Here is a 23,698-nt window from a genome sequence, read left to right as displayed (position 1 = left end):
CTCAGATCCCCATTCCCGGGATCTGGGGGACGAGGCCCCACAGGCCGAAAGTCATCAGCACGTCGAGGATTCCGATCGCAAGGATGGCGGTCCGAAGCGCGCGGCCGGCAGCTTGACCGACACCCGCCGGTCCGCCCGAGGCGTAGTAGCCGTACGCGCAATGCACGAGCGCGACGACGGCGGCGAAGACCACCGCCTTGAGTCCCGAATACAGGAGGTCCTGCGGCGAGATCGCCAGATGGAAGAAGTAGTCGTAAGTACCTGCCGACGCGCCGTTGAAGAACACGACGACCAGTCGGGTCGAGAGGTAGCTGGCCAAGAGTCCGATCATGTAGATCGGGATGACGCAGATCATGGCAGCGATCACCCGCGTACCGGCGAGGAACGGGATCGATCGGATCGCCATCGAGTCCAGGGCGTCGATCTCGTCGGAGATACGCATGGCCCCGATCTGGGCAGTGAAACCCGTTCCGACTTTGGCTGCCAACGCGATAGCGACGACAACAGGTGCAAGTTCGCGTGTGTTGGCAACCGCGGACAGCATGCCCGAGAGCGAAGTCATGCCGACAAGTTCGAGACCGCGATGTGTCTCCACACCCAGCATCATCGCGGCGGCGAGAGACATCGCGAACACGATGCCGATGGTTCCGCCGCCGGACAACAGCGAGTTCGTTCCGAAGCTGACTTCGCTGATCTGTCCGAGCACGTGTTTGCGGTACTTGGTGAGAGCGAAAGGTATCGAGGCGATGGTGCGGATGTAAAAGGTGACGTGCTGACCGAGCGATACCAAGCCGTCGCCTGCGGTCCGTAACGGCCTGCCGGCCTGACGCGCTCGGATCCGGAGATCGACGAGTGACATCAGAATTCACCGACTGCCGGCACGATCACGGTGTACAACGCGGACAACACCGTGTTGACGATGAAGACGAGCGCGAACGCAATGACGACCGCTTCGTTGACTGCGTCGGCAACGCCGCGAGGGCCGCCCTTTGCATGCAGACCTTTGAAGGTGGCAACCAAAGTCGAAGCGAGGCCGAAGATTGCCGCCTTCACCAAAGCCATGACGAAGTCGGAAGATCGACCGTACTGACTGAACGTTGCCATGAACGTTCCGGCGGGAAGATGCTGGACGTAGATGTGGTACAGGTAGCACGCGATCACACCGCCGAAGGTCACCATCGAACACAGTGCAAGGGAGACGATCACTGCTGCAACCAATCTCGGTGCGACCAGGCGCTCGATCAGGTCTATGCCCATCACTTCCATCGCGTCGATCTCTTCACGGATCTTTCGTGAACCCAGATCCGTGCAGATCGCCGATCCTGCGACACCGGCCATCATCAATGCGCACACCAATGCCGCGGCTTGACCGACGATGATGAAAGCCACGACTGCCCCGGAATAGCCACCAGCGCCGATCCTGCCTGCCAGTTCGCCGACCGACACGGCGATGAAGACACCGATCGGAATCATGAGAAGCAACGATGGGCCGGTGCTGACGCGGCCGATGAACAGGGTCTGAGTAACCGTCTCGTGCAACGAGAGTCGTCTGCGGAGGATTGCCGTGAACAGGCCGAAGAGTGCCTGAACCGAGAATCCGATCAGATAGCCCCCCTGTAACGCTACGTCTCGCACCGGGCCCTTCGCGGCTGGTAGCTCGTACGTCATCTAATTGAATTCCTTTGCAGATCAACAGTGTTCGGCACGGAGTTCGAACTGTTCGAGCGCTGGCGGTCGGGCGAACTGCCTGTGAAGCATCTCACACATATATGTGTCCAAGCAAGCATTATGTGAACCGAAATTCTCGTCGACTTGTCTGCAGTGTTGATCGAATTTCCGCTTTTGACGTGGAAGTATCGGGGCCGTTCATGCCACTGCCCCGTGTATGTTTACGAATATTCCGAATCTGTCAGCCGGATTGCTTCGCGGCCGTGGGGACTGAGCCTCGAGCGGTGACCCTACCCATTGTCGGCGGCTTCGGGCAACGTTTTGTTAACCGAAATTCTCGGTGAAGGGCTCGTCGGCTGGCGTCAGGGCGAAGTTGTATGTCGTGATCGAACGGCGTTTCACCAGCTGTTATCTGGCGGCAGAAACGCAATGTGCTGAAAAATGTGTGTGCATCCGCGGAATCATGCTTATGCTGATTCTCGTCTGGTGGACAGGCGGATCGAGGTACTTCGAGCGTGAAGGCTGGAGAGTGGGGTACACGGTGAGCCCGAGCGAGCAGTTCGTCGACGCGCAGTCGTCGAGCGGGATTGTTCGGCAGGCGAGGTCCGATTCCGTCAAGAGGCGCCCGAAGGATCGCAAGGCGCAGATCTCGGCAGCGGCGGCAATCGCGTTCAGTGAGCGCGGATATCCAGCTGTCAGTGTCGATGACATCGCGTCGGCTGTGGGTATTTCGGGTTCGGCGCTCTATCGGCACTTTCCGAACAAGTACGCGATGTTCCGCCACGCGGCGTTGGAGTTGACCGAAGCGCTCGCCAGTGCCCTGGACGTCGTCTCGGTTGCGCCTGCAGCGACCGACGCGCAGCGGTTGCGCGAAGATCTGATTGCAGTGATAAGAACGACAATTCGCAATCGGCGTACGGCCGGAATCTATCGGTGGGAGAGCCGGTTTCTCGAAGCCGACGATCGGAAATCCGTTCGAGCGCAAGCCAGCGCGGTCAATCGCCGGGTAGCCCGGCATCTTTCGCGCTCCGATCCGGCAATGACGGCGCGTGAAGAGACCCTCGTCGTGGCAGCGATGTTCAGCGTGATCGGCAGCATCACCGTCCATAATCTGTTGCTGCCCCAGCGGGTGATGGAGCAGGTTCTGCTCGAGGCGTGTCTGGCGATAGATCACGGCGAGGGCGCAACCACCGCGAGCCGTCTGGAGCAGTCCTCGTTGCCCAGAACGGTGACAACGAACAAACGGGAACGTCTGCTGCAGGAAGCCGTGCGACTCTTCGACTCTCGCGGGTATCACGACGTCAGCATCGAAGAGATCGCTGCGGCCGCCGGCTTGAACGCCTCCGGTATGTACCGCTACTTTCCCAGCAAGGCCGAGCTTCTCGGTGCCGTATTCTATCGAGCCGCTGATCGTTTGGACTTGGCTACTGCAGCGGTGTTCGATTCCGCTGACTCGCACGAAGAAGCGCTCCGGTCGTTGTCGGCGATGTATGTGGAATTGTCGTTCGCACAGCACGAATTGATGTCGGTCTACTTCTCCGAGATGAACAATCTTCTGCCGAGTCATCGAAGCGATCTGAAGAACCGCCAGAAGCTTTACGTGGTCGAATGGGCGCGGGTACTCCGCGAAATCCGGCCTGAACTGTCGGCGGTAGAGGCGAAGTTCGTGGTTCATGCTGCGCTCAACCTGGTTCCGGACGTCGGCCGCATGATGAAATTCGACGCTGCCGCGGAGAACGCGGCCAGGTTGCAGATGTTCATGTCGGCAGTACTGTTCGGCCGTCAGGCCGCCTCGACCGTGTACACGCGCCGCGGAACATCGGCCTCCTGAAACGTGTCGGTGGGTGTGCGTAGTCTGGCCCACTATGAGCGAAGTCGTGTCACTGGCAGCTGCCCGTCGCATAGCGCTTGCCGCTCAGGGATTCGGCAAATCGCATCCCACGACGGTCACGCGTCGCAATCTGGTCGGCGTGATGGACCGGTTGCAGGTGCTGCAGATCGACTCGGTCAATGTCTTCGAGCGCAGTCACTACCTGCCGGTTTACGCTCGGTTGGGGGCGTACGACAAATCCAGACTCGATCAGCTCGCCTTCGCCCCCGGCTCGGGTTACCTCGAATACTGGGGCCACGAGGCAACGTTCTTGCCGGTGGACATGTGGCCGTTGTTCCGCTGGCGGATGGATCAGTTTCGCGACAAAGCACTCGGTGACAAGGACGGGTGGGCTTCCGACCGGAGTGTCTTCCTCGATTGGTTGCGGCAGGAGTTGCGCGACAACGGTCCGATGGCGGCGAGCGAGATCGAACACGAAGCGAACACACGACGCGGTCCGTGGTGGGGGTGGTCCGATGTGAAGGTCGGGCTCGAGACGCTGTTCCGTTGGGGCGAGGTGGTCTCGGCGGGGCGCGCCGGTTTCGAGCGTCGTTACGGCCTGGCCGAGCAGATGCTTGAACCCGAGATACTCGACGCACGGGTCGAGCGGTCGGAGGCGATACGCGAGCTGGTGCTGCGGGGAGTGAGGGCACATGGTCTGGGCACACTCGACGACATCGCCGACTATTTTCGTCTGCCCAGCGCAGAAGCACGAACCGCGTTGCAGGAACTCGAAGAGGCCGGCAGTGTGCGCCGGGTATCCGTCGACGGCTGGGAGCGTCGAGGTAAAGCACGAGAAGTGTGGATCGATCCACAAGCGAAGCGTCCCAGGTCCATCCGTGCGGAAGCGTTGTTGTCCCCCTTCGATCCGGTAGTGTGGGCACGCGATCGAGCGTTGCGGCTCTTCGACTTTCACTACCGGATCGAGATCTACACTCCAGCCCACAAGCGAGTTCACGGGTACTACGTGCTCCCGGTCCTGATCGACGACAAGATCTGTGCCCGAGTCGATCTGAAGAACGACCGTCAGAACCGTCGGCTGCTGGTGCGCGCGGCGTGGGCCGAACCCACCGCGGACGCCGACACTGCTCCCCGGTTGGCGGAACTCCTACGCAGAACTGCGCATTGGCAGGGCTGCGAGACCATCGAGGTGGAGAACAAGGGCACGCTGTCTAGGGATCTGTCCGCCGCCCTTGCGTGAGCTGTCGTGGCTGCGAGGGCGAGTGTCATTCGGGTACGGTTATGCGCCCGTCGACTGCGGCTCTGTTGATGGACTTTCTCAACTCGGAGCAGCTTCCGGATCGAATGCTCGTCGGTGCGACGTGTTCGCGGTACTCCAAACATGTGGTGCGAGAATCTGATCGCCACTGAGTCGACGTGTGGTGCCAACTGTTCTTCTCGACGAGGACGTATGCTCCGCACCGCTCACAGTCCAGCGGTTCCATGGTCATCGGTCCACCCCTGCAGCGGCTTTGCGAGCGATGTTGTCCGCGACCTCCTGCTTCCACACCTCGATGGGTTTGCTTGTGTCCATTTCGAATTCGAAGCGATCGACCATCTCGGGCGTGACGTCGGCGACGTCGACGTAGAACTGTTCGTACCAGCGTCGCAGTTGATAGACCGGACCGTCCTCGGTGCAGAGCAGCGGGTTGTCGATGCGAGTCTTGTTCTTCCAGATCTCGATGTCCTGCTCGAACCCGACGCCGATGTAACCGATCATCGCGTCAACGGTTTGGTCCGCTATTCCGGCGGGAAGTTCGTCGGTCTTCTTGACGGTGATTCCGTACATCAGGACGAACTTGTTCGGGCTGATCGGGTAGTGGCAGTTGATCAAAACCGAATCCACCTTGAACGTTTCGTACTGGTACACCAGATCGTCGACCATGAAAGACGGCCCGTGATAGGCGGCCACCGAGAGGTTCGAGACCAACTTCGGCACGTCGGGGTCGGTCCAGGTCACGATGTCGTCGCGGTTGATGCCACTTTGCTCCTGGATCGCGACGTGCCCTTCGAAGACGTTCTTGAAATAGGTGGGGAACGAGAAGTGCACGTAGAAGAAGTGCGCCATGTCGACGACGTTGTCGACGATTTCTCGGCAGTTCGTATCGATGACTATCGACTTCCACACCCAATCGGTCCACTCGTGCTCCGCGGACTTGATGATCGGAATGGCGACCTCGGCAGGAGGCGGATTGCCTTCGGGGTCGTGCCAGACGAAGAGCAGGTCATCCTGTTCGAGCGTGGTCCAGGCGCGGGTTTTGGCAAGCGGAGGGACCCGGCGGGCATAGGGAATCGCCGTGCACTTTCCGTTGCCTCCCCAGCGCCAGTCGTGAAATGGGCACGCGATCGAATCTCCCTTGATCGTGCCCTGACTGAGATCGCCACCCATGTGTCGGCAGTACGCGTCGAGGACCTTCACCTCGCCTTGGCTGTCGGCGAATACGACAAGTTTGGTGCCGAAGGCCTCGATCGGATGTGGATTTCCGTCGTGAAAATCGTTCGCGAGCCCGAGGCAGTGCCAGCCGCGGGCAAACCGCTCAGGGGTAACGCCTTCGTCGATGACGCGGAATTCGTCGACTTCGCCCAGGTCCATTGTGGTCATAACGCCGTCCTCTGTTCAGGGGTCTGTCCGTGCCACTGTGGCGAGGAGTGAGCTCAGGTTCAACGGGTGCAACCGGTGATCGGTATAGGTGCAGGTGGCAGTGACCATGCGGGTTCGTCTCCCGCACGGTGGGAAATGCCCTGGCGGAGCGCGCCGACTGAGCCGAGATTGGCAGTCGGCAGCGAACACATCGCCCAGCGGTGCCCGCTCGACGGACGGATCACCGGAACGGAGACATCCATGTTGGTCGGACCGATCACCGAAGAGCCCATACCCATGTCAACTCTCGACAGACTGGCGATGGTGATGGATTGCTTTCGTGACACACCTCGACTGACGCTGGGGGAGGTGGCTCGTCGAACCGGAATTCCGCGGTCGTCCGTGCACAGGATGCTTCTGAAGCTTGTGAGAATGGACTGGCTTCGACGAGAAGGGCTCGAGTACGAAGTTGGAGACAAGCTCGGTGACCTCGGGGCAATTTCGTTGTATCGAAACAAGTTCGAGAGAGTGGTGGTGCCGTTGTTGTACAACCTGCACCTCGTCACGGATCAGGCTGTCCATCTCGGAGTCCTCGAGGGAAGCAACGTGCGCTACGTCCAGAAGATCGGCAGCCGGGCGATACCCGAACTCCAGACAGGCGTCGGCACTCGAATTCCTGCACGGTCCTCGGCCATAGGCAAAGCGCTCTTGGCGGCGGATCGCCGTTCGCCGCTCGCGCAGCCTTCTGGAATTGCCCACCGTCAGCGCGGCGTCGTATTCGGCACGTGTACTTCGGGACTCGGCTGTATCGGAGTACGGGTCGGTGCACTGGGAGGGACCGAAGTCGGTCTGTCGATCAGTGGCCCGCTGGTTCGAGGCAAGATCGACGATCGGCACGTTGCACCCGTGCAGATCGCCGCCGTGGCAATCTCCCAGTATTTCGAGGTGCCGGACCGTCGTCACCGGCAGACCGGGTAGTGCCCCGCAACGCACAGAGTGCGCCTCCCTCGACTACGCGTAAAGCGCAGTGGGGGAGACGCACTCGGACAAATCTGGGTCAGCGAAGAGCGGCAAGCGCGTCGATACGCCCCACAGCACCTTCCATGATGCTTTCGATCAATTCCTTACAGCTGGGCAGATCGTTGATCATGCCGACAACCTGACCCGACGCGAGAACACCGGCTTCGGTGTTGCCCTCGACCAGTCCGGCCTTGAGCAACATCGGGGTGTTGGCGGCCATGATGATCTGCATCAGCGTGCGGTCACCCGAGCGCTTCATCGCCAGACCGTCCTTGGCGAGCGTCGACCACTTCATGCCTGTCATGGCCTTGAACTTGGTGGCGTTCTTGGCTGCAGCGATCAAACCGGTTGCATAACTGGAACCTTCGAGGCTGTTGACCAAGTCGGTGTTGAGCACGCGGTGAGGCATGCCGTCGACCTTGCGAGAGACTGTTGTATCCGTCAGTCCGCGCTTGAGATACTCCTGCTTGACGGAATCGGGTACCGAAGAGTCACTGGTGAGCAAGAAACGCGTCCCCATCGCGACACCGGCAGCGCCGTACGCCAACGCGGCGGCCAGCCCGCGGCCGTCGAAGAATCCGCCACCGGCGATGACCGGAATATCGACCGCGTCGAGAACGGAGGGGAGGAGCAATGTCGTTGCCACACCGCCGGTGTGACCACCACCTTCGCCGCCCTGGACGATGACGGCGTCCGCGCCCCAGGACGCGACCTTGACCGCATGCTTCGCGGCACCGATCGAAGGTACGACGACGATGCCGTGGTCCTTGAGCTTGGCGATCAGTTCCTTCTTGGGAGCCAAGGCAAACGACGCGACCTTGACGCCCTCACGGATCAGCAGGTCCGCGCGCTGCGGGGCGTCGGTGGCGTCGGCACGCATGTTGACGCCGAACGGCTTGTCCGTGAGCTGCTTCGTCTTCTTGATCGCGTGCTCGAGCTCGTCGTAGGTCATCGTGGCCGAAGCCAGGATGCCGAGACCACCGGCGTTAGCCGTCGCCGACGTCAGTGCGGGCCCGGAAACCCAGCCCATACCCGTCTGCACGATCGGGTACTCGACACCGACCAGTTCGGTCAGCGCGGTCTTCAGGGTAGGGGTCATGCCGAGACCTCACGGTCCCGGAGGTTGCGCGGATCGAGGGTCTCACGGATGAGGTGGAGTTCTTCGGCGGTGGGGTCGCGGGTGATACCGGCCTCGGCGAGTCCGGCAACCTCGAACGAGGTGTTCTCGGCTACCTCTTCCGCCGTGACGCCGGGGTGAAGGCTCAACGCGCGGAACGTGTTTCCGGGACCTCCGAAGTCGAAGACACCGAGGTTGGTGACGACGCGGGGGATGTTCAGGTACTTGTATGCCGGGTTCTCGGGGTCGATCTGGTCGTAGCCGACACCGCACACCACGTCGACCTTGTCGACGAACACTCGCTTGGAGTGCTTGGGGACGAAGTAGCTCGTCGCGTGGTTGATGGTGTTACCCGGGGCGCCGCGCACACCGAACATCTGACGCGTCGGCTGCTGAAGCGGGCCGAAAGCGGAGAGGTTCTGGTTGCCGTGGCGATCGAGCTGATTGGCACCCATGACAACGTGGCGACGGCCGGAAGCGACGACGTCGAACACCTTGCGGAAGGGCATCCATCCTTCGACGGGGCCCTTCGTTCCGACTGCCGGAGTGTCCTCGAGGATGAGGGCTTCACCATCGGTGATCAGCAGGTCGGGTTCGGTGGTGAGCCGAGCCAGGCGAGCGCCGATGGTGGACGACGTCGACATGGGGCTGGCCATGATTTCGCCTGCACCGGAGAAGATTTCAGCGCATGCGAGAACAACGTACTCTGCGCGGGTGACGGTGGATTCGCTCATTTTGCCTGCTCCCCTGCCTTTGATGAATCGGCAAACTTCTTTACTGCGGCTTGGTAGTCCTCTTCGCTGCCGGAGAGGAACGTGTCGACGAACGCCTGCCACGACTCGGGGGTCTTGGCGGACTCGGCGTAGTGACGCTGGAACTTCTCGTCGCGGCCGTAGCTTTCGCCGGCCAACGTGAAGTGTGCACCATTGGGTGCCTCGACGACGGCGTCGACCATCATGCGGTTGAGCAGAAGGTTCTGCAGTGGAACGGATTTGACCAGTTCCTCCGTCTCGACGATGCGTTCGACGGAGACGTAACGCTTCTCGGCGGCCATGCAGTACAGGTCGTCGAAGTACGGGTCGACGCCGTTGTACGCGGCATTGCCGTGCTTGTCACCGAGATTGAGGTGGACGAACGACGCATCGAGGTTGAGCGCAGGCATCGCGATCAAGGTCTCGGAACGGCCGTCGGCCTCGGGATACGGGGAGGTGACGGTCTTGAGTTCGTCGCCCCAGAAGTTGCGGACGTCCGAGCCCAGGCCGGCGCGGATCGGGAGGAAGGGGAGACGGGCGGCAGCGGCTTCGAGGCCGCACTTGACCATTCCTTCGTCCATCTCGCGCACTTCGATCTCACCGGCGGTGCGCGCCTTGGCAAACCACGGATCGTAGAACGGCGCGGAGTCCAGGGACACGAAGCCGTAGTACGCCTTCTTGACCTTGCCGGCCGAGCACAGCAGTCCGAGATCCGGTCCGCCGTAAGTGACCACGGTCAGGTCCTTGATGTCCGAACGCAGAATTGCACGCACGAAGGCCATCGGCTTACGGCGAGATCCCCAGCCGCCCAAGCCGATCGTCATTCCGCTGCGGAGTTCGCCGACTACCTCGTCGAGCGACTTCGTCTTGTCACGCTTGCTAGCCATGTTTTTCTCAGCCTTCCTTCTGGGTTGCGTTCTCGCGCGGCTTGCCGGTGGCGACGAACTCGTCGCGGTGCTCGTCGGACACACCGAGGAGGTTGAGTTCGAAGGTGTAGCCCTGCTCGAGGCGGTAGCTGCCCTTGACGTCGACCGGGTCGATGCCGTTGATGGCTTCCTTGGCGCACCGGATGATGCGGGTGTCCTTGGCGGCGATCTTCGCGGCGATTTCGCGAGCGCACTCGTCGAGCTTCTCTCGCGGAACCACGTCGTAGACGCTGCCGAACTGCTTGAGTGTGTGGGCGTCGACGCTCTGCGCCGTGTAGTAGAGCGTGCGCATCATGTGTTGCGGCACGAGGCGCGAGAGGTGTGTGGCAGCGCCGAGTGCGCCGCGGTCGACCTCGGGGAGGGAGAAGATCGCGTCGTCGGAAGCGACGATCACGTCCGCGTTCCCGACCAGTCCGATGCCGCCACCGACGCAGAATCCGTTGACTGCCACGACGACGGGCACAGCGCAGTCGTAGACGGCAGCGAAGGCTGCGGCACAACCGCGGTTGGCGGCGACCAGTGCGTCGAATCCCTCGGTGGCCTGCATCTCCTTGATGTCGACGCCGGCGTTGAATCCGCGTCCCTCGGCTCGCAGGATCACCACGTGCGTGTTCAGATCCTTGCCCGCGTCGAGGATGGCGTCGGCAAGCTCGAACCATCCCTTGGACGGGATTGCGTTGACCGGCGCGTAGTCGATGGTGACCGTGGTGATGCCGGTTCCGTCGGAGGAGGTGCTGATGCCCATATCGGGATTCCTTACGTCTGTGTACCAAACCAAGCGATTGCTTGGTAAGTTAGCACACAAGCGGAGCCGACAAGCCCGAGCAGAGTGCATTAGGAGACAAAAATGAGTGGATTGGTCGACGGACGCGTAGTCATCATCACCGGGGCAGGTCGAGGTATCGGACGCGCGCATGCGTTGGCGTTCGCGGCTGAGGGTGCCAAGGTCGTCGTCAACGACATCGGTGCGGGTGCCGACGGTTCCGAGACCGGCGAAAGTCCGGCCGAGCAGGTTGTCGCGGAGATCATCGCTGCAGGTGGCCAAGCAGTGGTCAACGGAGACGACGTCGCCGACTGGGCGGGCGCCGAAAATCTGATCAAGACCGCGATCGATACTTTCGGTGGCCTGGACGTACTCGTGAACAACGCAGGCTTTCTGCGTGACCGCATGCTCGTCGGCATGAGCGAAGGCGAGTGGGACGCGGTAATCCGTGTGCACCTCAAGGGGCATTTCGCGCCCCTGCGTCACGCTGCTGCCTACTGGCGCGGTGAAGCCAAGGCAGGCAAGACCGTCGACGCACGCATCATCAACACCAGTTCGGGTGCAGGACTGCAGGGTTCGATCGGCCAGGGCAACTACGCTGCGGCGAAGGCCGGTATCGCCGAGATGACCATCCAGGCCGCGGCCGAGCTCAAGAATTACGGCGTCAGTGTCAACGCGATCGCACCTGCTGCGCGCACGCGCATGACAGTCGGTGCAGGTGGGGCGATGGCAGAAGCGATGGCAGCTCCGGAAGAGGGCTTCGATGCCATGGCTCCCGAGAACATCTCGCCGCTGGTCGTCTGGCTCGGCAGCGCCGAGGCCAAGGACGTCACGGGCCGGGTATTCGAGGTCGAGGGCGGAAAGATCACCGTCGCGGAGGGCTGGCGTCACGGCCCGAGCGAGGACAAGGGTGACCGTTGGGACCCGAAGGAGATCGGGCCCGTCGTGGCAGCGCTGTTGGAGAAGGCTGAGATTCCGACGCCGGTGTACGGGGCGTAGGGCCTCCGGCCCCGTGAGTGGTTAAGGAGTGCAGGGACTCCTTAACCACTCACAGGCGGCGTGCCGCCTACGCAGGCGCCCGAACCACCAGCACGGTGCCGGGGAACTCTGCTGCGAGCTCGCGCCGCGAATGCTTCACGCAGGCGGTGCCGTAGCCCTTCTTGCGGGACTCGGGTGCAATCCAGATCGCGACGTTGACCTCTTGGCCGTCGAGTTCGCCGAACACCAGACCGACGCTCTTCGGGCTGTCGCCGGAGACGTCCTCGGCGACGAACCAGGCAGCGCTCTCGTCGTCGATACGACCGAGACCGCCGACGCGCTCGGCTTCGATTCGATCCTCGCTCCACGGATTGCCGTCTTCGCCGAGCTGCTCGCCCGAACGAATCGTGAACAGCGACTTGTCTTCTGCGCTGTCGCTGAACGGACGCAAGCTGAAGTTCTGCCCGCTGCTCGCGGGGCGATCGAGCGTCGTCCATTCGAGTGTTGCGTCGAGATTCTCCAGCTCGCCCTGGATGCGATCGCGTGCAGCCTTGGTCAGTGCGCTGAACTTGAGGCTCAGAACTGCTTCGGCATTTGCTTCCGACGTGCCGAGGAGTTCCGCGACGGTGGTCAGTGCCTCCTGGTGGTCCTTGCTGTCGACCACTGCATCCAGCACCTCGTGGCGACGCTCCAGCGCACGCACGAGTGCGGAAGTGATCTCGCGTCGGTCCAGGATCTGATCTTGAATATGCGTCGTCATATATGCGACTCCTTGCTGTGTTCGAGGCTCTGTCGAAACGCCGTGCGGACCGTACGAGTCAATAGTGCTCCAACTCGCCCGTTATGGCACGCGTTCAGCCTCCGGTGCGGCGAACGAGCCGTTCGTAGCGCTGGCGGGCAGCTTGAGTGCTGCCGAGCCCGAGTCCGAAGGCAATATCCTGCCAGGTCATGCCACGTTCGCGAGCAATTCCGAGGAACAGCGCTTCCAGCTGTTCCATTTCGGCTCGGGCCTTGGGGATCAAAGTCAACGCAGCCATGACGTCGGCGTCGTCGACCTCGGGTTCGTTCGGTTGCGGTGTGTCGGTTCCGCCGGCAAGACGAGCCACGACGCGCACCGCGCCGTAGGGCTCGAGCATCTCCGGATGGGATTGCCGTGCGCGCTGGCTTTGGGTCGCGCCGTGGCGCTCGCTGATCCGAAAGAGCCCGGCGTACTCGCGATGTGCGCGTTCGCGGCCGGAATCGATCGGTCTGAACTGGTCATCGGTCATGAACCCAGGGTGGCACGAACCCGGGCCGGTGTAAACGTTGTGTTGTAAACAGTTCGTTTAGTTCTTCAGTGGCTCGCACACGATGACGGGAATGATCCGGTCGGTCCAGGCTTGATAGTTGTCGAAATCCGGATACATCGCCGTCAACTTCGGCCACAGCCGAGCGCGCTCGTCCTCGGTGGCGACGCGGGCTTTCATCGAGCGGATCCGAGACTTGATCTGCACCGTCACCACCGGATCCGCCTTGATGTTGAGGTACCACATCGGGTTCTTCGGAAGACCACCTTGCGACGCCACCAGAATCACGTCTTCGCCGTCCTCGAGGAACAGCAGCGGACTGATCCGCTCCTCGCCGGATTTGCGACCGGTGGTGGTGAGCAGGCAGATCGGCAGCCCGCGTGGGAACGCGCTGCCGACCCGCCACTTGCTACCCAGCCTCCCGTCGGTGGCGCGATACATGGCGACGTTTGCCTTCGACATCCACTTGATGATCTTGACCGTCGCCGGAGCGTCTAGTCCCTTGGGTTTGGCTGGGGGAGTGGTCATCTCAGATACGCTCGATGATGGTTCCGGTGGCCAGCGCGCCGCCGGCGCACATCGTGATCAGAGCCGTCGAGCCGTTGCGACGCTCAAGTTCGTGCAGTGCGGTGGTGATCAGTCGAGATCCCGTGCTGCCGACCGGATGGCCGAGAGCGAGCGCGCCGCCGTTGACGTTGACGTTGTCGAAGTCGGGTTCGTGAACCTGAGCCCAGGACAGTGCGACGGATGCGAATGCTTCGTTGATCTCGAAAAGATCGAGGTCGCCGATCTTCATTCCGCTCTTCTCCAGAACGCGGCTGGTTGCCTGCACCGGTCCGTCGAGGTGGAATTCCGGCTCCGAGCCGACCAACGCCTGGGCGATGATGCGGGCACGCGGCTTCAATCCGAGCGCGCGAGCCTTGTCCTCGTCCATGAGCAGGACTGCGGCAGCACCGTCGGAGATCTGGGAAGACGTTCCGGCCGTGTGAATCCCGCCGTCGAGGACGGGCTTCAGACGGGCAAGGGACTCCGCCGTCGTATCGCGCAGGCCCTGATCGCGATTGACGAGCTTGGTCTCGCCCGTGAGGTTTCCTTCCTTGTCGACCTGGGGTGCCGAGAGTTCGAGAACCTCGCGGTCGAAACGCCCTTCCTCCCAAGCCTGCTTGGCCAGCGCCTGCGAGCGGACGCCGAGAGCTTCGACGTCGTCGCGGGTCAGGCCGCGTCGGCGTGCGATGCGTTCTGCAGCTTCGAACTGGTTGGGCATGTCGATGTCCCACGTCGCGGGTCGACGCGGTCCGGCCTGATCGCCGACGTTTGCGCCGAGGGGGACCTGGCTCATGGCTTCGATGCCGCAGGCGATGCCGGCGTCGATGGCGCCCGTGGCGATCAGTCCGGCGATCAGATGGTTCGCCTGCTGAGCGGAACCGCACTGGCAGTCCACGGTCGTTGCGCCGGTCTGCCACGGCAGACCTGCATGCAACCATGCCGTGCGCGTGATGTTGTTGGACTGAGCGCCGGCCTGGGTGACGCAGCCGCCGATCACCTGCTCGATGAGCAGCGGGTCGATTCCCGACCGGTCGAGAACGCCCTTCTGGGCCGCTCCGAGGATCTCGGCGGCATGCAGACCGGCGAGCCAACCTCCGCGCTTGCCGATCGGTGTACGGACAGCCTCGACGATTACTGGTGTGCCCACAGCGGGCTCCTTTCCTTGTAATGAAAAAGTAGAACAGGTTCTCTGCGGGAAGCAAGACCTGTCGACGTTTCCTTTCCTAGTAAGCAGGCTTGTGTTTCAATGAGAGTAGAACGTGTTACACATCACGGATCCCCATCACCCCTGTGATGAAAAGGCTTAGGGCAGGAGACATCAGTGGCACAGCCCGCATTCCCCGAGGGAATCGACTTCACGGACCCCGACATCTACGCGGAACGCATGCCGTTCGAGGAGTTCGCCGAACTCCGGAAGACGGCCCCCGTGTGGTGGAATCCGCAGCCCCCGGAAATCGGTGGATTCCAGGACGAGGGCTTCTGGGTGGTCACCCGTCATGAAGAGGTCAAGGAGGTTTCGCAGCGAAGCGACATCTTCTCGACCCACGAGAACACTGCGATTCCTCGCTTCGCCGACGACATCCCGCGTGAGAACGTCGAGATGCAGCGGTTCATTCTCATCAACAAGGACGCTCCGGAGCACACCAAGCTGCGCAAGCTGGTCTCCCGCGGATTCACCCCGCGCGCCATCAACAGCCTGCGCGAGGAACTGACCGAGCGTGCCGAAAAGATCGTCACGACCGCGGCTGCCGGCGGTGCCGGAGACTTCGTGGTGCAGGTCGCGTCCGAGCTTCCGCTGCAGGCCATCGCCGAACTTCTCGGTGTGCCGCAGGAAGATCGAATGAAGCTCTTCGACTGGTCCAACCAGATGACGTCGTACGACGACCCCGAGTTCGACATCGACCCGCAGGCGGCGTCGATGGAGATTCTGGGATACGCATACCAGATGGCGGATCAGCGCAAGAAGTGTCCCGCCGATGACATCGTCACCAAGCTCATCGAAGCGGACATCGACGGAAATGAGCTCTCCCCAGAGGAATTCGGCTTCTTCGTGATCCTGCTTGCGGTCGCGGGTAACGAGACCACTCGCAATGCCATCACACACGGCATGGTTGCCTTCCTCGACAATCCCGACCAGTGGGAGCTGTACAAGAAGGAACGTCCCAAGACGGCGGCCGACGAGATCGTTCGTTGGGCCACCCCGGTGACGTCCTTCCAGCGCACCGCGCTCGAAGACACCGAACTCGGCGGACAGAAGATCAAGAAGGGCGATCGCGTCGTGATGATGTACGCGTCGGCCAACTTCGACGAAGACGTCTTCGAGAACCCCACGAAGTTCGACATCATGCGTGACCCCAATCCGCACCTCGGATTCGGCGGCACCGGTGCGCACTACTGCATCGGCGCCAACTTGGCCCGTCTGGAAATCGATCTGATCTTCAATGCGATCGCCGATCACCTACCCGACATCACCAGGCTCGGCGATCCCCGCCGCCTGCGCTCGGGCTGGCTCAACGGCATCAAAGAGTTTCAGGTTGATTACAAGACATCGGGCTGCCCGGTCAAACACTGATCCGGACATATACTGACCTGGTAACCGGCGAGTAGGTTCTGTGTAGCTTTTCGGGAGTTGCCTCTGCACTCTCGAACACGCAGAACTACAGTAGACGTTCCGGGGAGCCACTCGTTGGCAACCTGGAACTGCGGCGGCGTCTGCGGGATCCCTCATCTCCCGTAGGCGCCGCCGTTTGTAGTTCACTCTCTCATTCAGCCGCCGTACGGTTTGGTGATCGCTTCCAGGAAATGTCCCGACGGGTCGAGGAAGTAGACACCACGCCCACCGTCGTTGGTGTTGAAGCCGGTACTCGACTGGCGCGGATCGGCCCAGTGATCCAGTTTCAACGCCTGTATTCGCTGGTAGATGCCGTCGAAGTCATCTTCGGAGACGAGGAAAGCGTAGTGCTGAGACGCCACCTCGGCGCCCTCTTCCACCTGTGCGAAGTCCAGTGTCACGCCGTGCTCGAGTTCAACGCCGAGAAAGTAGCCGGCTTCGACCGGGCCTGGCAGACCGAACATGTGAGTGAAGAACCACGCAGACTCTTGTCGGTCTTTTGCGGCGATGATGGTGTGATTGAACGAAATGGTCATGAGTGACCCCTTGCAGTACGACGCCTCCATGCCTGACGCAGTCCGTCATCGACACGCGACGTTGGGAACCAGGAAACCATTTCGAGGTTCTCGGTGCAAGTACGACAGGCTGATTCGACTACGACGAGAGCGGCCCCGGTCGATGACCGGGGCCGCTCTCGTACTGGGGGTTCTCAGGCTTTGCGCGCCGTCTTCATCGCACGGTCCACTTCCCAGAATGCTCGAAGCGACGCGATCTTGCCGTCGTCGTTCACCCGGTAGACGAACACGCCTTCGGCGTCGATGATCGAGCCGCCGATGGTCGTACGGATCTTGCCGATGTTGACGTTCTCATTGCCGCACACCAGGGAATCGTCGATCAGAAACTCGAGCTTGTCCGCGTTGGCGATCGTCATGTCGTAGAACTTGGAGATTGCTTCACGCCCGTGATGGCCTTTGCCTTCGGGGTCGAAACCCGACGGCCCGACCGGATCTTCCACCCAGCCGTCCTCGGCGAAGAGGTCCAGCCAGGCTTCCTTGTTCTTGCCGCTCGCGGCGGCGCGCGATGCGTTACCCGCGACGCGGGCGGGGTGCTCGTCGGTCATCGCAGCTCCTCAGTTGATGTACTGTTCGGCGAACTTGCGCATCGAATCCTGCTTTGCCTCGAGTGGGGCATCGAATCCGATTCCGTCGAAAACCCAAGGCACGGTGATGATGTCCGTGACGCCGGCGTCCTCGAGTTCTGCGTAACCGTCCTTGCCGAAACGGTCGATGCACACCGTCTGAATTTCGTACGGCTCGTTCTCGCGGCCGTACTCGGCGCGCAATTCGCGCAGTCGTGCGATCACACCCACCAGGTCGTCGAACTTGATCATCGCCGACGTCCATCCGTCGCCGACTCGTGCAGCTCGCTTGAGTGCGACCTCGGTGTGGCCGCCGACGTAGAACGGAACCGGCTTGGTGGGAGCCGGGCTCATCTGCAGGCGATCGAAATCGAAGAACTCGCCGTGGTACTCGACCATGCCGCCGCCGAGAATCAGCTTGAGAACGTCGATCATCTCGTCCACACGTGCGCCCCGACGCTTGTACGGAGCGCCGCACCACTCGAACTCTTCCGGAGCCCAACCGATTCCGACGCCGAAGCCGAACCGGTTGTTCGTCAGTGCCGCCACCGATCCGACCTGCCGCGCGAGCAGGACCGGATTGCGGCTACCCAGCTTGAGCACCTGGGTGTAGAACTCGATCTTCTCGGTCACGGCGCCCATTGCGGCCGCGGCGATCAGCGGATCGACCCAGGGGGTCTCGGCATTCCACATCCGAGACCCGTCCGGGGTGTACGGGTAATCCGCCGCCTGCGTTTCCATGAAGAACAGTGAATCGGGGAGAGCGATGGACGAAAAGCCGCATTCCTCGGCCGTTTTGGCGATACCGGCTAACTGGTCCAAGGGGTTCATGGCAACCCCGACGGTGTACTTCATCTTCGGCCTCTTCCTGATCGGCGTGTGTGCTGCTGCTTACGTGGTGGGGCGTTCGGAGCCGACGACCCACATCGAGAAGTACTGCGAGCCACCGCCGTAGGCATGGCCGAGAGCCTTGCGGGCGTCGGCCACCTGGTGATCGCCGGCGCGGTGCATGACCTGCATCGCGGACTCGGCGAACCGGATCATGCCCGAGGCGCCGATCGGGTTGGACGAGAGAACACCTCCCGAGGCGTTGACCGGGAGCTTGCCGCCGATCGCGGTTTCTCCGGCCTCGGTCAGCTTCCAGCCCTGACCTTCCTCCGCGAAGCCGAGGTTCTCGAGCCACATCGGCTCGAACCACGAGAACGGGACATAGATTTCGGCGCAGTCGATCTCGTTGAGCGGATCGGTGATTCCCGCTGACTTCCACAGCGCGGCCGCGGCGTCACGGCCGGCCTGCGGATTGACCTGATCGCGTCCGGCATAGAAGGTCGGCTCGGTGCGCATGGCCGTCGCGTGGATCCAGGCGACGGAACGCCCTTCGGCCTCCACCTGTGCGGCAGCTTCCTCGTTGCCGATCACCAGAGCGCACGCGCCGTCCGAGGACGGGCAGGTCTCGTCGTAGCGGATCGGATCCCAGAGCATCTGAGATGCCTTCACCGATTCGAAGGTGATGTCCGGCTGCCGCAGGTGCGCATACGGATTGAGGCTGCCGTTCAGCCGATCCTTCACCGCGACGAGGTAGCCGATGTGCTCCGGTGCGCCCGATCGACGAATGTACGAACGGACGTGCGGGGCGAAGTATCCACCGGCACCGGCGCCGACGGGCATGTTGAACGGAACCGGTGTGGACAGCGCCCACATGGCGTTCGACTCGGACTGCTTCTCCCAGGAAACCGTCAGAACCCGCTTGTGGACCCCGGATTTGACCAGACTGGAGGCGACGATAGCCGTCGAACCGCCCACCGAGCCGGCTGTGTGAACACGCAGCAACGGCTTTCCGTTGGCGCCCAGGGCATCCGACATGGCGAGTTCGGGCATCATCGAACCCTCGAACAGGTCGGGGGCCTTTCCGATGACGACGGCGTCGATGTCGTCCCAGCCGACGTTGGCATCGAGCATCGCTGCGTCGATGGCTTCACGGACCAAGCCCGCCATCGAGACGTCGTGACGCTTTGCGACGTAGTGAGTTTGGCCGGTGCCGAGCACGGCCGCGAGTTGAGGCGTTCCGGCCATCAGTTCCGTCCCTCCAAGACTGCTACCAGGTTCTGCTGCAGCACAGGGCCGCTTGTTGCGTGGGCCAGAGCGCGATTCGCCCGGCCGTCGAAGATCGCCTTGGCGGCGTGGCCGATTCTTTCCAGACCACCGGCGAACAGTGGGTTGCCGCTCAGCGGTCCGCCGGACGGGTTGATCGTGGTGGCGTCGGTCAGGCCGATCGCTTCCTTCAAGATCAATTCCTGGTGAGTGAACGGTGCGTGCAGTTCGGCGACGTCGATGTTGCCGACCTCGCCGCCCGTTGCCGCCTTGGCTGCCGACGTAGTGGACGGCGACGTGGTCAGGTCACGTGCGCCCAGGTTGGGGGAGTCGATGCGATGCTCGAGTCCGGTGATCCACGCCGGCCGCTCGCAGAGATCGCGGGCGCGGTTACCCGAGGCCAGGACGATTGCTGCCGCACCATCGGTGATAGGCGCACAATCGTGTGCGCGCAACGGATCTGCGAGGAAGGGGCTGGCAAGAAGTGCCTCGACGTCGACCTCGCCCGCGAGCTGAGCCTTCGGATTGCTCAGCGCGTGGCGACGGCTGCGAGCCGCCACCTCCGCCATGTCCTCTTGCGTCCACTTACCCGCGTCGAGTCCGAGTCGGGCTTGAAGCCCGGCGATCGAGACGGAGTCGGGCCACAGCGGAGTGACGAGGTACGGATCGAGCTGCATGGACAGGATCTTGCGCAGGTGCCCGGCGGAAGACTTGCCGAATCCGTACACCAGCGCGGTCTCGACCTCGCCGGTCAAGATCTTGATCCACGCTTCGTAGAAGGCCCACGCAGCGTCCATCTCGACGTGAGATTCGTTGATGGGCGGTACCGCTCCGATGGAGTCGACGGCCGAGATGAAGGAGAATGCGCGACCGGCCAGGTAGTCGGAAGATCCGGAGCACCAGAAGCCGATGTCGGACTTGGTGATTCCCAGATCGCTGTAAAGCTGCTGGAAGCACGGGACGAGCATCTCGACGCCGTTGGTGGTGCCGTTGGTTTCGCGGACGTGGGGTGCCTGAGCAAAGCCCACGACTGCGATGTCTGCAGAAGTCATTTCAGGAGCCTCACAGGTGGTGTTGGAAGGTGGAGTACTCGGCGTCGGGTTCACCTGTCGGCCGGAAGTATTCGATGTTCTCGAGGGTGTAACCCCACTCTTCGCGAGGCTTCCACTTGGCTTCGACGCGCATGCCCATCCGTACGTCCGCGGCATCACATTCGAGGATCAAGTGCAGGAACGGAATGTCGGCCCCGTCGAGAAGCACGTAGGCGGCCACGTAGGGCGGCTTGATCCGCTGCCCGAGGAACGGGACGTTGACGATGCAGAAGGTGGTGACAATTCCCTTGTCCGGCAGTTCGATCTGCTCGCTCGTCGGCTTCCCGTTGGTGGGATTGGCGCCGCGCGGTGGGATGTAGATCTTGTCTTCGGGTCCGCTACGACCACCGATCAGCTTGCCCTCGGCGAGACCGCGGAGGTAGAAACTCTCCTCGGCTGAAGCGGAATGCATGAAGTGCAGGTCGACAGGCGTCGTGATCATGGTGACAGGATCGGCGCTGGGATCGACTGTCGCGATGCCGTTTTCGCTCTCACCTGGTTCGAAGCACTCGATGTCCTTGATCTGCCCGATCCGCTCCGACGCCCAGCGAGCACGAACCCGCAGGCCGGTGCTGATGTCGTCGGGGGAGTCGACGTCGACCGCGTGGAGCATGGACGTGTCCGCGCCGTCGAGCTTGATCAGGGCCCACGCGAAAGGCTTCGTCAGTGGTTGACCCTCGATGGGTTCGGGCATCCACGTCCAACTCACGACCGTTCCGCCGTCGGAGACTCCGACGAAGTCGGTCAGTGGTTCGGCCGTGTCCGGATCGAATTCCGGTGGCGGCACGAAGACACGACCGTTCGACCCTCGTGCGCCGATCACCTTGCGATCACGCAGGGCAGTCACGAACGCGCCGATGGTCGGTCCCGTCGATCTGGTGTAGTCGAAATGGAGATTCAATGGTGCGCTCAGGGGCTTGTCGGCCACCCCGCTCTTTCCGATGGTCACAAGATCGAGTAGAACAGGTTCTAGAGATTGTGGCAAGAGTCACTTCTGATCACCGGCAATGTGGAGGCCTGCGATGAAGCTTGGGTTGCAACTCGGATACTGGGGCGCACAGCCGCCGGCAAACGCCCCGGAACTGATCGAGGCTGCGGAAGGTGCGGGATTCGACGCGGTCTTCGCGGCGGAGTCGTGGGGCTCGGACGCTTTCACTCCGCTCGCCTGGTGGGGATCGCGCACCGAGAAGGTTCGGCTCGGTACGTCCGTCGTACAGATCTCGGCGCGAACACCGACCAGCTGTGCCATGCACGCGCTCACCCTCGACCACCTGAACGGCGGACGAACGATCCTCGGGCTCGGCGTATCCGGACCACAGGTCGTCGAAGGTTGGTACGGCCAGCCTTTCGAGAAACCGCTCGCACGCACCCGTGAATACGTCTCGATCGTGCGCCAGGTCCTTGCCCGTGAAGCGCCCGTCACCAGTCCCGGTCCCCACTACCCTCTGCCGTATGCTGGACCGGGCAGTTCGGGACTTGGCAAGCCGCTCAAGCCCATTACGCACCCGCTGCGTGCGGACATCCCGATCTGGCTCGGCGCCGAAGGGCCGAAGAACGTCGCGCTTGCCGGCGAAATCGCCGACGGGTGGCTGGCGATCTACTACACCCCGCGCCTGGCCCCGATGTACAACAAGTGGCTCGACGAAGGCTTTGCTCGCGCCGGGGCCCGTCGTAGCCGCGAAGACTTCGAGGTTGCCGCCACGTGCCAGGTCATCGTGACCGACGACCGCGCCGGCGCCATCGCCGCTCTCAAACCGATGACCGCCCTCTACGTCGGCGGAATGGGCGCCCCGGAGTTGAACTTTCACGCGCAGGTCTACAAGCGGATGGGCTACGAGAAGGAGGTCGACGAGATCGGTCGCCTCTTCATGTCGGGCCGCAAGGAGGAAGCCGCTGCCGTCGTCCCCGACGAGATGGTCACCGAGACCATGATCATCGGCAACGTCGACGAGGTGCGCGCCGACGTGAAGCGTTGGGAGGAAGCCGGAGTCACGATGCTGCTGGTGACCTGCCGCGACGCCGACCATGTGCGAGAGCTCGCGGCCGCGGTGGGTGGTTGAGCGGGGCGCCCTCTTTTTCGAGCGGGACCCCCCTTTTTTCGAGCGAACGGCACGTTCAGCGCATCTGAGGCGCTCAACGCGCCGTTCGCTCGCCGAAAGTTATCCACAGGGCCGCCAAAACCCCAGGTCGCCTCCGGAGCTCGCGCTGCCACTCGAGTCATGCTGCAACCATGCGGCGTGGAACGTGGGGCGATGATCTGGACGCGATCTACCGCGTCAGTCGAAGTGGAGTGATCCGAACGGCGGAGTTGGCGCGATTGGGCGTGTCCAACTCCGCCGTGCACACCAGGTGCCGAGTTGGTGGACCCTGGCAGCGCATTTTGCCAGGAGTCATCCTGCTCCGAAATGGTCAGCCGACGCCGCGTCAACGATCGATCGCTGCGCTCATGTTGAGCGGTGACGAGTCTCTGCTGACTGGGCGATCTGCCATGTCGGAGTACGGATATCGGATGCATTCCGGGGATGTGCAGGTGCTCATCCCCATCGACCGTCGTGTTCAATCGGTTGGGTTCGTCACGGTGGAGCGCACTGTTCGACTGCCTGAGCCGGAGATTCGCAACGGTCTGCGCTGTGCGCCGCTGCCTAGGGCGCTACTCGACGCTGCGAGGCGGTGCAGGGCCCTCGATCCCACACGGGCACTCATTGCCGAGGTCGTTCAGCGTGGCGACGTCTCGGTGCGCGAACTTGCGAAGGAACTCGAGGCGGGCAGCAGTCGGGGGTCCGCGCTACCTCGGGTCGTGTTGCGCGAAGTGAACGCGAACGTCCACTCGGTTCCGGAGGTTCACGCGCGAAAACTGTGGCAGCGGAGCGGTCTGCCGGAAATGTTGTTCAACCATGAGATCCGGGATGCGAAGGGAGACTTCATCGCAATTCCGGACGGATGGATCGATTCGGTTGCCTTCGCGTGGGACGTCGACTCGTTGGAATGGCATGCCGCGCCGACGGACTACAAGCGCACGGTGGAACGTCGGACGCGAATGCAGAATGCGGGAATCATCGTGTTGCCGACGGTGCCCAGTGCACTGCGAACGGACCCTGATCGGGTGATCGAGGACCTGCGTGCGCACTACAGATTGGCGCAATCCCGTCCCCGGCCTCAGGTGTTCGCGAGGTCGAGGTGGGTGAAAATGGACGAAACCGGCTGAGCGAACGTACCTTTCGGCGCACTGCAGGCACCGAAAGGTACGTTCGCTCGAAAAG

The 23,698-nt window shown here is 62.4% G+C and carries 24 protein-coding genes; 7 read left to right on the top strand and 17 right to left on the bottom strand.

Annotation, left to right across the window (positions count from 1 at the left end; genetic code table 11):
* Position 1 precedes the first annotated feature (1 nt).
* Entirely contained in the window at positions 2-859 is an 858-nt protein-coding gene (locus G8767_RS16225) for an ABC transporter permease (protein ID WP_095970985.1), read from the bottom strand.
* Positions 859-1,668: an ABC transporter permease gene (locus G8767_RS16220; RefSeq protein ID WP_166810688.1), complete on the bottom strand. Its 810-nt coding sequence runs from the start codon at positions 1,666-1,668 to the stop codon at positions 859-861. Before G8767_RS16220 ends, G8767_RS16225 begins: the two co-directional genes overlap by 1 nt.
* A 541-nt stretch (positions 1,669-2,209) precedes the next feature.
* Between G8767_RS16220 and G8767_RS16215 the strand changes: the two genes are divergently transcribed.
* Both G8767_RS16215 and G8767_RS16210 read left to right on the top strand, forming a co-directional pair.
* Positions 2,210-3,499, top strand: coding sequence for a TetR family transcriptional regulator (locus G8767_RS16215; RefSeq protein WP_346843000.1), 1,290 nt, complete (start codon positions 2,210-2,212; stop codon positions 3,497-3,499).
* A 34-nt stretch (positions 3,500-3,533) separates the two neighbouring features.
* Positions 3,534-4,739: a crosslink repair DNA glycosylase YcaQ family protein gene (locus tag G8767_RS16210; protein ID WP_166810687.1), complete on the top strand. Its 1,206-nt coding sequence runs from the start codon at positions 3,534-3,536 to the stop codon at positions 4,737-4,739.
* A 246-nt stretch (positions 4,740-4,985) separates the two neighbouring features.
* On the opposite strand, the gene G8767_RS16205 is transcribed toward G8767_RS16210, so the two are convergent.
* Positions 4,986-6,140 (bottom strand): Rieske 2Fe-2S domain-containing protein, encoded by a 1,155-nt coding sequence (locus G8767_RS16205; RefSeq protein ID WP_166810686.1) that lies wholly within the window; start codon positions 6,138-6,140, stop codon positions 4,986-4,988.
* Between the two features lie 135 nt (positions 6,141-6,275).
* Between G8767_RS16205 and G8767_RS16200 the strand changes: the two genes are divergently transcribed.
* On the top strand, positions 6,276-7,097 hold the full coding sequence (locus G8767_RS16200; RefSeq protein ID WP_240952354.1) for a helix-turn-helix domain-containing protein: 822 nt from the start codon (positions 6,276-6,278) through the stop codon (positions 7,095-7,097).
* A 79-nt stretch (positions 7,098-7,176) separates the two neighbouring features.
* Here the strand turns inward: G8767_RS16200 and G8767_RS16195 are convergent, their stop codons facing one another.
* From G8767_RS16195 to echA20, 4 genes are read right to left on the bottom strand one after another with little or no spacing between them, the layout of a single operon-like run.
* Complete coding sequence (locus G8767_RS16195; RefSeq protein ID WP_075832222.1) at positions 7,177-8,238, bottom strand: nitronate monooxygenase; 1,062 nt, start codon at positions 8,236-8,238, stop codon at positions 7,177-7,179.
* The gene (locus tag G8767_RS16190) at positions 8,235-8,990 is read right to left on the bottom strand and encodes a CoA-transferase (protein ID WP_003945796.1); all 756 of its coding nucleotides are present in this window, start codon (positions 8,988-8,990) and stop codon (positions 8,235-8,237) included. The genes G8767_RS16195 and G8767_RS16190 overlap by 4 nt, the downstream gene beginning before the upstream one ends.
* Positions 8,987-9,895, bottom strand: coding sequence for a cholesterol ring-cleaving hydrolase subunit IpdA (ipdA, locus tag G8767_RS16185; protein ID WP_003945662.1), 909 nt, complete (start codon positions 9,893-9,895; stop codon positions 8,987-8,989). Before ipdA ends, G8767_RS16190 begins: the two co-directional genes overlap by 4 nt.
* Before the next feature lie 7 nt (positions 9,896-9,902).
* Positions 9,903-10,679: a (7aS)-7a-methyl-1,5-dioxo-2,3,5,6,7,7a-hexahydro-1H-indene-carboxyl-CoA hydrolase gene (gene echA20, locus G8767_RS16180; RefSeq protein ID WP_003945611.1), complete on the bottom strand. Its 777-nt coding sequence runs from the start codon at positions 10,677-10,679 to the stop codon at positions 9,903-9,905.
* A 102-nt stretch (positions 10,680-10,781) separates the two neighbouring features.
* Here echA20 and G8767_RS16175 point away from each other — a divergent pair, with 102 nt between their 5' ends.
* The gene (locus G8767_RS16175) at positions 10,782-11,696 is read left to right on the top strand and encodes an SDR family oxidoreductase (RefSeq protein ID WP_095970993.1); all 915 of its coding nucleotides are present in this window, start codon (positions 10,782-10,784) and stop codon (positions 11,694-11,696) included.
* Positions 11,697-11,763: 67 nt separating this feature from the next.
* On the opposite strand, the gene G8767_RS16170 is transcribed toward G8767_RS16175, so the two are convergent.
* The 4 genes from G8767_RS16170 to G8767_RS16155 all read right to left on the bottom strand — a co-directional run bounded on the left by G8767_RS16170 (position 11,764) and on the right by G8767_RS16155 (position 14,654).
* Complete coding sequence (locus G8767_RS16170; protein WP_095970994.1) at positions 11,764-12,435, bottom strand: GNAT family N-acetyltransferase; 672 nt, start codon at positions 12,433-12,435, stop codon at positions 11,764-11,766.
* A gap of 94 nt (positions 12,436-12,529) precedes the next feature.
* Positions 12,530-12,943 (bottom strand): hypothetical protein, encoded by a 414-nt coding sequence (locus G8767_RS16165; protein WP_021342917.1) that lies wholly within the window; start codon positions 12,941-12,943, stop codon positions 12,530-12,532.
* A 57-nt stretch (positions 12,944-13,000) separates the two neighbouring features.
* A complete protein-coding gene (locus G8767_RS16160) occupies positions 13,001-13,489 on the bottom strand; it encodes a nitroreductase family deazaflavin-dependent oxidoreductase (RefSeq protein WP_095970995.1) in 489 nt (162 codons plus the stop codon).
* Position 13,490: 1 nt separating this feature from the next.
* On the bottom strand, positions 13,491-14,654 hold the full coding sequence (locus tag G8767_RS16155; protein ID WP_166810685.1) for a steroid 3-ketoacyl-CoA thiolase: 1,164 nt from the start codon (positions 14,652-14,654) through the stop codon (positions 13,491-13,493).
* 174 nt (positions 14,655-14,828) lie between these two features.
* On the opposite strand from G8767_RS16155, the gene G8767_RS16150 reads away from it, so the two are divergent.
* Entirely contained in the window at positions 14,829-16,079 is a 1,251-nt protein-coding gene (locus G8767_RS16150) for a cytochrome P450 (protein WP_007734267.1), read from the top strand.
* A gap of 194 nt (positions 16,080-16,273) precedes the next feature.
* Here the strand turns inward: G8767_RS16150 and G8767_RS16145 are convergent, their stop codons facing one another.
* The 6 genes from G8767_RS16145 to G8767_RS16120 form a co-directional block, all read right to left on the bottom strand.
* On the bottom strand, positions 16,274-16,654 hold the full coding sequence (locus G8767_RS16145; protein ID WP_020906296.1) for a VOC family protein: 381 nt from the start codon (positions 16,652-16,654) through the stop codon (positions 16,274-16,276).
* Positions 16,655-16,827: 173 nt separating this feature from the next.
* Positions 16,828-17,238, bottom strand: coding sequence for a nuclear transport factor 2 family protein (locus G8767_RS16140; protein ID WP_007734269.1), 411 nt, complete (start codon positions 17,236-17,238; stop codon positions 16,828-16,830).
* A 9-nt stretch (positions 17,239-17,247) separates the two neighbouring features.
* Entirely contained in the window at positions 17,248-18,111 is an 864-nt protein-coding gene (locus tag G8767_RS16135; RefSeq protein ID WP_095970998.1) for a TIGR03619 family F420-dependent LLM class oxidoreductase, read from the bottom strand.
* Between the two features lie 36 nt (positions 18,112-18,147).
* Complete coding sequence (locus G8767_RS16130; protein WP_095970999.1) at positions 18,148-19,329, bottom strand: thiolase domain-containing protein; 1,182 nt, start codon at positions 19,327-19,329, stop codon at positions 18,148-18,150.
* Positions 19,329-20,399 (bottom strand): thiolase domain-containing protein, encoded by a 1,071-nt coding sequence (locus tag G8767_RS16125; protein ID WP_166810684.1) that lies wholly within the window; start codon positions 20,397-20,399, stop codon positions 19,329-19,331. Before G8767_RS16125 ends, G8767_RS16130 begins: the two co-directional genes overlap by 1 nt.
* A gap of 10 nt (positions 20,400-20,409) precedes the next feature.
* Entirely contained in the window at positions 20,410-21,387 is a 978-nt protein-coding gene (locus G8767_RS16120) for an OB-fold nucleic acid binding domain-containing protein (RefSeq protein ID WP_172436585.1), read from the bottom strand.
* Positions 21,388-21,460: 73 nt separating this feature from the next.
* Here G8767_RS16120 and G8767_RS16115 point away from each other — a divergent pair, with 73 nt between their 5' ends.
* Together G8767_RS16115 and G8767_RS16110 are read left to right on the top strand one after the other, a co-directional pair.
* Positions 21,461-22,498 (top strand): LLM class F420-dependent oxidoreductase, encoded by a 1,038-nt coding sequence (locus G8767_RS16115; protein WP_095971001.1) that lies wholly within the window; start codon positions 21,461-21,463, stop codon positions 22,496-22,498.
* A 170-nt stretch (positions 22,499-22,668) separates the two neighbouring features.
* The gene (locus G8767_RS16110; RefSeq protein ID WP_166810683.1) at positions 22,669-23,643 is read left to right on the top strand and encodes a hypothetical protein; all 975 of its coding nucleotides are present in this window, start codon (positions 22,669-22,671) and stop codon (positions 23,641-23,643) included.
* Positions 23,644-23,698 lie beyond the last annotated feature (55 nt).

It is taken from the genome of Rhodococcus sp. IC4_135 (assembly GCF_011602025.1).
GTDB classification, from domain to species: Bacteria; Actinomycetota; Actinomycetes; order Mycobacteriales; family Mycobacteriaceae; genus Rhodococcus_F; species Rhodococcus_F baikonurensis.
Note: the sequence above shows the minus strand (reverse complement) of the source record. Positions and strands in the feature narration are given on the sequence as shown.

Excerpts from the sequence above, each read along its gene's own strand:
- G8767_RS16220 (WP_166810688.1), bottom strand. The coding sequence starts at position 1,668 with ATGACGTACGAGCTACCAGCCGCGAAGGGCCCGGTGCGAGACGTAGCG.
- G8767_RS16160 (WP_095970995.1), bottom strand. The coding sequence starts at position 13,489 with ATGACCACTCCCCCAGCCAAACCCAAGGGACTAGACGCTCCGGCGACG.
- echA20 (WP_003945611.1), bottom strand. The coding sequence starts at position 10,679 with ATGGGCATCAGCACCTCCTCCGACGGAACCGGCATCACCACGGTCACC.
- G8767_RS16110 (WP_166810683.1), top strand. The coding sequence starts at position 22,669 with ATGCGGCGTGGAACGTGGGGCGATGATCTGGACGCGATCTACCGCGTC.
- G8767_RS16225 (WP_095970985.1), bottom strand. The coding sequence starts at position 859 with ATGTCACTCGTCGATCTCCGGATCCGAGCGCGTCAGGCCGGCAGGCCG.
- G8767_RS16125 (WP_166810684.1), bottom strand. The coding sequence starts at position 20,399 with ATGACTTCTGCAGACATCGCAGTCGTGGGCTTTGCTCAGGCACCCCAC.
- G8767_RS16170 (WP_095970994.1), bottom strand. The coding sequence starts at position 12,435 with ATGACGACGCATATTCAAGATCAGATCCTGGACCGACGCGAGATCACT.
- G8767_RS16195 (WP_075832222.1), bottom strand. The coding sequence starts at position 8,238 with ATGACCCCTACCCTGAAGACCGCGCTGACCGAACTGGTCGGTGTCGAG.
- G8767_RS16205 (WP_166810686.1), bottom strand. The coding sequence starts at position 6,140 with ATGACCACAATGGACCTGGGCGAAGTCGACGAATTCCGCGTCATCGAC.
- G8767_RS16175 (WP_095970993.1), top strand. The coding sequence starts at position 10,782 with ATGAGTGGATTGGTCGACGGACGCGTAGTCATCATCACCGGGGCAGGT.
- G8767_RS16190 (WP_003945796.1), bottom strand. The coding sequence starts at position 8,990 with ATGAGCGAATCCACCGTCACCCGCGCAGAGTACGTTGTTCTCGCATGC.
- G8767_RS16115 (WP_095971001.1), top strand. The coding sequence starts at position 21,461 with ATGAAGCTTGGGTTGCAACTCGGATACTGGGGCGCACAGCCGCCGGCA.
- G8767_RS16130 (WP_095970999.1), bottom strand. The coding sequence starts at position 19,329 with ATGGCCGGAACGCCTCAACTCGCGGCCGTGCTCGGCACCGGCCAAACT.
- G8767_RS16135 (WP_095970998.1), bottom strand. The coding sequence starts at position 18,111 with ATGAAGTACACCGTCGGGGTTGCCATGAACCCCTTGGACCAGTTAGCC.
- G8767_RS16145 (WP_020906296.1), bottom strand. The coding sequence starts at position 16,654 with ATGACCATTTCGTTCAATCACACCATCATCGCCGCAAAAGACCGACAA.
- G8767_RS16210 (WP_166810687.1), top strand. The coding sequence starts at position 3,534 with ATGAGCGAAGTCGTGTCACTGGCAGCTGCCCGTCGCATAGCGCTTGCC.
- G8767_RS16200 (WP_240952354.1), top strand. The coding sequence starts at position 6,276 with ATGCCCTGGCGGAGCGCGCCGACTGAGCCGAGATTGGCAGTCGGCAGC.
- G8767_RS16140 (WP_007734269.1), bottom strand. The coding sequence starts at position 17,238 with ATGACCGACGAGCACCCCGCCCGCGTCGCGGGTAACGCATCGCGCGCC.
- ipdA (WP_003945662.1), bottom strand. The coding sequence starts at position 9,895 with ATGGCTAGCAAGCGTGACAAGACGAAGTCGCTCGACGAGGTAGTCGGC.
- G8767_RS16165 (WP_021342917.1), bottom strand. The coding sequence starts at position 12,943 with ATGACCGATGACCAGTTCAGACCGATCGATTCCGGCCGCGAACGCGCA.